This window comes from Emticicia fontis (genome assembly GCF_054779675.1).
On sequence record NZ_BAAGXU010000036.1, the window covers coordinates 1 to 5,801 of the forward strand.

Here is a 5,801-nt window from a genome sequence, read left to right on the forward strand (position 1 = left end):
TCTTGACAATATAATGGAGAGAGAACAAAAGAGATTGAAAAAAATAGGAGCCCTCGATTCATTAGTACTACTCGGCTGGGTGTTACCACTTTTAGACCTGTAGCCTATCAACGTCATCGTCTATGACGAATCTCAATGGAAGACTCATCTTGAGGAGGGTTTCACACTTAGATGCTTTCAGCGTTTATCCCGTCCGTACTTGGCTACTCTGCCATGCCCTTGGCAGGACAACAGATGCACCAGCGGTACGTCCAACTCGGTCCTCTCGTACTAAAGTCAGACCCTCTCAATCTTCCAACGCCCACCACAGATAGGGACCGAACTGTCTCACGACGTTCTGAACCCAGCTCGCGTGCCACTTTAATCGGCGAACAGCCGAACCCTTGGGACCTTCTCCAGCCCCAGGATGTGACGAGCCGACATCGAGGTGCCAAACCTCCCCGTCGATGTGAGCTCTTGGGGGAGATCAGCCTGTTATCCCCGGAGTACCTTTTATCCTTTGAGCGATGGCCCTTCCATACAGAACCACCGGATCACTATACCCCTGTTTCCAGCCAGCTCGACTTGTTGGTCTCACTGTCAAGCAGTCTTTTGCTATTGCACTCAACGCACGGTTACCAAGCGTGCTGAGACTACCTTTGGAAGCCTCCGTTACTCTTTTGGAGGCGACCACCCCAGTCAAACTACCCACCAAACGGTGTCCTCGCAGCGCGAGTTAGAATCCAAATAACCAAAGGGTGGTATTTCAACGTTGGCTCCCCGATGCCTAGCGACACCGGCTCACAGCCTCCCACCTATCCTACACATCAGTTACCCGAATTCAACGTTAAGCTATAGTAAAGGTTCACGGGGTCTTTCCGTCCCGTGGCGGGTAAGCGGCATCTTCACCGCTACTACAATTTCGCCGAGCTCACAGCTGAGACAGTGCCCAGATCGTTACACCATTCGTGCAGGTCGGAACTTACCCGACAAGGAATTTCGCTACCTTAGGACCGTTATAGTTACGGCCGCCGTTTACTGGGGCTTCGATTCAATGCTTCTCTTGCGATGACATCCCCTCTTAACCTTCCAGCACCGGGCAGGTGTCAGGCCTTATACTTTGTCATTAAACTTAGCAAAGCCATGTGTTTTTGTTAAACAGTCGCCTGGGCCATTTCTCTGCGGCCTCATTGCTGAGGCTCCCCTTCTCCCGAAGTTACAGGGTTAATTTGCCGAGTTCCTTAGCTGTGACTCACTCGAGCACCTGAGGCTTCTCGCCTCGACTACCTGTGTCGGTTTACGGTACGGGTGGTAAATGGCTGAAGCTTAGCGGCTTTTCTTGGAAGCGTTTTCACATGTTCGGTTCAGCCTAAGCCTCCCCTCAACGCCCTATTCCGTCAGGACGTACACACTCCAACTCTCCGTCCCCGCATCGCACCATCACCAGTACAGGAATATTAACCTGTTTGCCATCGGCTTCTGCTTTCGCATTATCCTTAGGACCCGACTAACCCTCAGTTGATTGACGTAGCTGAGGAATCCTTAGTCTTTCGGTGTGTATGGTTCTCACATACATTATCGCTACTTATCCCTACATTTGCTTTTCTATCCGCTCCAGCATACCTCACGATACACCTTCGCCGCGAACAGAATGCTCTCCTACCCAAGATTTAAATCTTGACTAAACTTCGGTACTATACTTGATGCCCGTTTATTATCGATGCCCGCCTCGCTCGACCAGTGAGCTGTTACGCACTCTTTAAATGATTGCTGCTTCCAAGCAAACATCCTGGCTGTCTCTGCAATCAGACTTCCTTAGTTCAACTTAGTATAGATTTAGAGACCTTAGTTGTAGTTCTGGGTTCTTTCCCTTTTGGACTCGGACCTTAGCACCCAAGCCCTCACTGCCGAGTATATTATATCGCATTCGGAGTTTATCAGAATTTGGTAGGATTTGACTCCCCCGCATCCTATTGGTAGCTCTACCTCGATATAACTCAACCTCGACGCTGTACCTAAATACATTTCGGAGAGTACGAGCTATTTCCCAGTTTGATTAGCCTTTCACCCCTACCCACAGTTCATCCAAAAACTTTTCAACGTTAACTGGTTCGGTCCTCCAGTTGGTTTTACCCAACCTTCAACCTGACCATGGGTAGATCACAAGGTTTCGCGTCTACAGCCACCGACTATTCGCCCTATTCAGACTTGCTTTCGCTTCGACTACGTATCTGAAATACTTAATCTTGCCGGTGACCGTAACTCGTAGGGTCATTATGCAAAAGGCACGCCGTCACAGCACTAAGCTGCTCCGACCGCTTGTAAGCGTACGGTTTCAGGTTCTATTTCACCCGGGTACTCCCCGTGCTTTTCACCTTTCCTTCACAGTACTCGTTCACTATCGGTGTCTCAGGAGTATTTAGCCTTGGCGGATGGTGCCGCCGAATTCAGAGGGGATTCCACCGGTCCCCACCTACTCAGGATACTGCTCGTCATTATGTCGGTACGTTTACGTGTCTCTCACACTCTATGGATGATTTTCCCAAATCATTCAACTTAAACATAAATCCTAAATGCAGTCCTATAACCCCACTTTTGCCGTAACAAAAATGGTTTGGGCTTCTCCGCGTTCGCTCGCCACTACTTGCGGAATCACTGTTGTTTTATTTTCCTTCGGTTACTTAGATGTTTCAGTTCACCGAGTTAGCTCCATATCAGATATGGTAATAGTTCTTCAAACTATTGGGTTGCCCCATTCGGAAATCTACGGATCACAGAAAATGTGCTTCTCCCCGTAGCTTATCGCAGCTTATCACGTCCTTCTTCGCCTCTGAGACCCTAGGCATCCTCCGTACGCCCTTATGTAGCTCCTACATTATCTCTTTTATTCTCTCTTCCATCATGTCAAATAACTTCACCCAAGTCAGAATAAATCCCCAATAACTACCAAGCTGTGCTAGTTTGTTGGAGTAAATTATTTATTCATCATTAGAATAGTGGTATTACTACCTTGTTTCTTCGTAAAGAACTAAATCCGATTGTTAAAGTATCAGTTAACTTATTGTTTTACTCTTAAATTCTGTGGAGGATAACGGATTCGAAGACTACGCGTCCCGCCGTGACTCCCTGCTTTCAAAGCAGTACTCTTGTTGTGGAGGATAACGGATTCGAACCGTTGACCCCCTGCTTGCAAAGCAGGTGCTCTAGCCAGCTGAGCTAAACCCCCATGTATTCTTCAATTTCTGTGGGCCTGCGTGGACTCGAACCACGGACCTTTACATTATCAGTGTAACGCTCTAACCACCTGAGCTACAAGCCCCTTTTTTCAGGAGTTCGCAGTCGGTTAGTCCGTTGTAGTTTTGCTGCTACAACCACTACACTCTGTAAACTTCCGTTCCTTCACTCTAATTTCTACATAACTTGTTGAAGAGAATACAAATGCTCAATCCTTTGTGTCAGTCGTTTTTGATTTCTTATCATATATATGATAGATATCTCTAAAAAGGAGGTGTTCCAGCCGCACCTTCCGGTACGGCTACCTTGTTACGACTTAGCCCCAGTTACTGGTTCTACCCTAACGAAATCTTTTACCTTCCGCTTCAGGTCTACCCAACTTCCATGGCTTGACGGGCGGTGTGTACAAGGTCCGGGAACGTATTCACCGGATCATAGCTGATATCCGATTACTAGCGATTCCAGCTTCATAGGGTCGAGTTGCAGACCCCAATCCGAACTGTGAACGACTTTTTGTGATTGGCTTGCCGTTGCCGGCTCGCAACACTCTGTATCGCCCATTGTAGCACGTGTGTTGCCCTGGACGTAAGGGCCATGATGACTTGACGTCGTCCCCTCCTTCCTCTCTACTTGCGTAGGCAGTCTTGTCTGAGTCCCCAACTTTACTTGATGGCAACAGACAACAGGGGTTGCGTTCGTTGCGGGACTTAACCCAACACCTCACGGCACGAACTGACGACAGCCATGCAGCACCTTGTTTTGGGCCATTGCTGGCTTATCCATTTCTGAATAATTCCCTCACATTCTAGTCCAGGTAAGGTTCCTCGCGTATCATCGAATTAAACCACATGCTCCACCGCTTGTGCGGACCCCCGTCAATTCCTTTGAGTTTCACCGTTGCCGGCGTACTCCCCAGGTGGATTACTTATCGGTTTCCCTTGGTCACTGACTCTCGCCAACAACTAGTAATCATCGTTTACTGTGCGGACTACCAGGGTATCTAATCCTGTTTGATCCCCGCACTTTCGTGCCTCAGCGTCAGTGTAACTGCAGCAGACTGCCTTCGCAATCGGTATTCCTTCTGGTATCTAAGCATTTCACCGCTACACCAGAAATTCTATCTGCCTTCTGTTAACTCAAGCTAACCAGTATCAACGGCATGTAAAACAGTTAAGCTGCTACCTTTCACCGCTGACTTAATCAGCCGCCTACGCACCCTTTAAACCCAATAAATCCGGATAACGCTCGCCACCTACGTATTACCGCGGCTGCTGGCACGTAGTTAGCCGTGGCTTATTCTGCTGGTACCGTCAACTATCTTCGCAAAGATTCTTTTCTTCCCAGTCAAAAGCAGTTTACAACCCAGAGGGCCTTCTTCCTGCACGCGGCGTGGCTGGGTCAGACTTGCGTCCATTGCCCAATATTCCCTACTGCTGCCTCCCGTAGGAGTCTGGCCCGTATCTCAGTGCCAGTGTGGGGGATTCTCCTCTCAGAGCCCCTAAAGATCGTAGACTTGGTGAGCCGTTACCTCGCCAACTATCTAATCTTACGCATGCCCATCTTTATCCGATAAATCTTTCAAAGCTACTCGATGCCGAGTTACTTACTTATGCGGTATTAATCCGGGTTTCCCCGGGCTATCCCCCAGATAAAGGTAGGTTGCATACGCGTTACGCACCCGTGCGCCGGTGTATTGCTACCCCTCGACTTGCATGTATTAAGCCCGCCGCTAGCGTTCATCCTGAGCCAGGATCAAACTCTCCATTGTAAATGAATTTGTTTGCCTGACCACTTTGGTCTCGCATTTGCATTCTCAACAAGTTAATGAACTTTATTCATCCAGCCTTTCAGCCTTCCGACTCGTTAAAACTAAAATTAAGTGCTCTGAAAAATTTTAAACTATTTTTGAACAACTTAACCTGTTTTCTTGTTTTACTTTTAATTACTCTTCTTTACTATTTTTCGTTTCGTGTTTCTTATTTTTTACTAAGCGAAACGGATTGCAAAGTTACGACTTGTTTTTGAATTAAAAAAATATTTTTTCATATTTTTTTTTCACTCTCCTTATCTCCTCATTCGCGCTTCGTAACTTCTCTTTTTAAACTCTCAATCAATCGGGGTGCAAAATTCTGAATTATTTCTTAAACCTCCAAATTAATTTTACTTTTTATTTTCACCTCAATCATTCTCTCAAACTCCCTTCTTTTACTCTTTCAATCAATCGGGGTGCAAAATTCTGAATTATTTATTTTAAAACCTAATTAATTTCAAAATTTATTTTCACCTCATTCAACCGCTCAACTCTTTTTCTTTAACGTCTCAATCAATCGGGGTGCAAAATTCTGACTTTATTTTTTACAAACCAAATTAATTATAAACTTTATTTTTTCGCCCCTCTAACTTTCTGATTACCACCTTTTTACTATGCTCCTGCTATGTAACGCTCGGTGTGTCTCTCATTTTTGGGACTGCAAAGGTACGGCGTTTTCTCCCCTTTGTCAAGACCCCCACCGAAAGTTTTTCAAACACTTTTCATTACTTCTCTTATAACTAACCATTTACAGTTTTGCCTTTTTCAAATGTTTATA

At 46.3% G+C, this 5,801-nt stretch carries 2 tRNA genes and 2 rRNA genes; all 4 read right to left on the reverse strand.

Features of this window, described 5'->3' with window-relative positions:
• Positions 1-41: 41 nt before the first annotated feature.
• Positions 42-2,853: ribosomal RNA gene (locus tag ACYVFA_RS15825) — 23S ribosomal RNA — on the reverse strand.
• Between the two features lie 278 nt (positions 2,854-3,131).
• A tRNA-Ala gene (locus ACYVFA_RS15830) sits at positions 3,132-3,205 on the reverse strand.
• Positions 3,206-3,224: 19 nt separating this feature from the next.
• A tRNA-Ile gene (locus ACYVFA_RS15835) sits at positions 3,225-3,298 on the reverse strand.
• 182 nt (positions 3,299-3,480) lie between these two features.
• Positions 3,481-4,981, reverse strand: a 16S ribosomal RNA gene (locus ACYVFA_RS15840).
• The 16S and 23S rRNA genes sit together here with 2 tRNA genes alongside, the layout of an rRNA operon.
• Between the last annotated feature and the right edge of the window lie 820 nt (positions 4,982-5,801).